Origin of the sequence: Crocosphaera sp. Alani8, from assembly GCF_038442745.1 — a bacterium.
GTDB lineage: Bacteria > Cyanobacteriota > Cyanobacteriia > Cyanobacteriales > Microcystaceae > Crocosphaera.
Map to the genome: position 1 here is coordinate 1 of NZ_JARVCN010000399.1, position 2,681 is coordinate 2,681.

The window sequence follows — 2,681 nt, forward strand, 5'->3', positions numbered from 1 at the left end:
ACTGGTTTGCTCATTGCTGTTACTGTACCTCATAACTGTGGGAAATGCTATATTTTACTAAACAATCAGGAGTGTATGCTTGTTTAGATAAGTTGTCTAAAATAGTATTTTCATCAATTTTGGATCATTTTTATAAAGCTTATCTAAGAGCATAAAATATCCTTGCTGTATTTTTTTTGTTATCTTAAATAATCTACCGATATATCATTATTCTGATTCATCTGTGTTAATTTCAGTTACAAATTCGTTTAATGATCGAGCGTAGGGCTCTAACTCATTCTTAGAAATAAAAGGAGAATGGGTTGCAGCAATAAGTCGTTTACATTTCCCCGATTTCATAATATCAGGAAGTAGCATTTGTTGCCATTCAACGGATATAGATAATTCAGGTTCATCAATAATTAAAATAAAGTCCTCTTTAGCTTCTATATAAACTTTAGAGAATAAAGAAATGATTTGTTTTTCCCCAGAAGATAAGTTACTTAATTCTATATTTTCATTATTTCTAGTTTGTTCAATATAGATTTCTGCTGCTGATTCATTATAAATAATTTGTTTGCTTGGATTTAGGTATTTATTACAGACATTGACAAATGATTTAATGGTTTCATCTAGTGCAGTTGTTTTATCTTGAAGTTTAAGATTTTTATATCCAAGGTTAGATGAATCTTCTTCTATTCTTCGATAATCAGGAAAATACAAAGAATTAAAACCTAGCTTTTTAATTCTTTTTAAGTCTGACTTACTTTTATTTATTTCTAGTGTTTTTCTTTTTATTTCATCTGTTATTGTTGAGGCTTTAACAATAGATTTTATAAGCTTTTTATGTATAGATTCCTTATTGTTTTTTATGGATTCTAAAAGCTTTTTTGCTTCCTTTTCAGGAAATCCTCTTTTTTCTATTAGTGTCTGTATTATGTTAATGCATAGTCAATTACTTCAATTTCAATAAAATAAGGAAAGTCCACTTCGTATTTTTTATTGCTACCAAATTCAATACATATAGAATCACAATTTAAAGACTTAGTCTTATCTATTCCTGAGTTTAAAACTTGATGCAAAATATTTAAAATATTAGTTTTACCTGCCCCATTTTCAGCATTTAGAATTAAAATTTCCTTGTCCAGAGGAAGAACAATATCTTTATAACCAAAGAATCCACGAATAGTAAAAGATTTTAAGTCACTAATACTTATACTTTTGGATTCATTTGTCATCGGTTCGTTAGATTCCATAGTTAAACCATCCTAAAGGCTTAAGGTGGGCAATACATCATCCTATATTTAGTATATAACAAGAAAAGGTTGATAAAAATAAAAATAATAGGTTTCAGTTTAGATGGGGTTTAAATTGATTAATAATTGAAACAATCAATATTTTTACGGTTTGTTAATCTGATAAAATATTACCATTAGCCATTAAACGATTAAAGGTAAATTATGGGTAAGGTTTGGGAACTCGATTTTTATTCACGACCAATTTTAGACGAAAATAAAAAGAAACAATGGGAAGTCTTAATTTGTGAAACCCAGACAGATAGCCAAGGATCGTTAGAAGATGGGTTTCGTTATGCTAAATTTTGTCCCCCCAGTACAGTAAACTCGATTTGGCTAAGAGAAGCAATAGAAACTGCCATCGAGAAAGCAGGAGAAGCACCCAGTAAAATCCGCTTTTTTCGTCGTCAGATGAATAATATGATTGTTAAAGCTTGCGAAGATGCTGGTTTGGTGGCTACTCCTAGTCGTCGCACCTATACCCTAAATAATTGGTTAGATGAACGTTTCCAAGACTTTTACCCCAGTCAAGAGGGTTATAATGAAACAGCAGCCGCCGCTAACGCATCTGTCGCTTATCCACCACTAAATGCGATCGCTTTACCGGATGCAGTGAGAGGGGATAAGTCCGATAAATGGGCATTTGTTAGCCTGGAAGCATCGGCCTTTGCAGACATGAGTGAGTGGGATATAAAGTTTGGAGAGGGGTTTCCTCTGGAGTTAGCTAATATTCCCCGTGACGCAAAAATTCCTGGTTTTATCATCTTTTCTCAGCGCGCCTTACCTTTAGCTGGTTGGATGTCTGGGTTAGAATTAGTTTCTCTCAAGTTTCAACCCAAACCCCTACCTATCCTCTCCCTAGAAACTGGTTTAAGTGATAGTTGGATTCTAGCAAGTTTAACCGATAAAAGTAGTGTTGTAGAAGCCCAAGGATTTGATAATACTAAAAATAACGCCCAAGGAGTACATTTTCTAGCTATTCAGTCTAGTCCCGATGTAGAGGTATTTAGTGGTTTTTGGTTACTTAAAGATGACCATTAAAGGAGTTAGAAATTAACGCTATTTCTTGGACTTTTCATGACCATTAACTCCTAGAGCATACCCGATTTTTTGAGATTATTTTGAAGTTTGTCCAAGATGTCAGATAAATATTTTTTTAAGGGATCATTTGCCTAACTTTTGGGCATTTTCTACTAGACTGTTAGCAAAGCGATCAAACCTTTCTGATAATTTTTCATCGAGTAATTTTCCTTCTGCACTAAATGCTTGCCATGCTTGTCCAATAGCAATTTGTTCTGGAATAACCCAACCGTGTACCCATCGCATAATCAATCTTAGATGGTTAAGTGCGTTACCCGGATTTCTCACAAATTAATTTAAAAGCCCATTCCAGAGATGAAAAATGAG

3 protein-coding genes and 1 pseudogene are annotated in these 2,681 nt (G+C 33.2%); 1 reads left to right on the forward strand and 3 read right to left on the reverse strand.

What is annotated here, in order from left to right:
* Positions 1 to 207: 207 nt before the first annotated feature.
* Together P9B04_RS19795 and P9B04_RS19800 are read right to left on the reverse strand one after the other, a co-directional pair.
* Positions 208 to 924 carry an AAA family ATPase gene (locus P9B04_RS19795; RefSeq protein WP_342056695.1) on the reverse strand — a complete coding sequence of 239 codons (717 nt, stop codon included), beginning with the start codon at positions 922 to 924 and terminating at the stop codon, positions 208 to 210.
* Complete coding sequence (locus tag P9B04_RS19800; protein ID WP_342056693.1) at positions 915 to 1,235, reverse strand: AAA family ATPase; 321 nt, start codon at positions 1,233 to 1,235, stop codon at positions 915 to 917. The genes P9B04_RS19795 and P9B04_RS19800 overlap by 10 nt, the downstream gene beginning before the upstream one ends.
* Positions 1,236 to 1,439: 204 nt before the next feature.
* Between P9B04_RS19800 and P9B04_RS19805 the strand changes: the two genes are divergently transcribed.
* Positions 1,440 to 2,315 (forward strand): Tab2/Atab2 family RNA-binding protein, encoded by an 876-nt coding sequence (locus P9B04_RS19805; RefSeq protein ID WP_342056694.1) that lies wholly within the window; start codon positions 1,440 to 1,442, stop codon positions 2,313 to 2,315.
* Positions 2,316 to 2,438: 123 nt separating this feature from the next.
* Here the strand turns inward: P9B04_RS19805 and P9B04_RS19810 are convergent.
* Positions 2,439 to 2,627, reverse strand: a pseudogene (locus P9B04_RS19810) (NADPH-dependent FMN reductase); the annotation flags it as partial.
* Positions 2,628 to 2,681 lie beyond the last annotated feature (54 nt).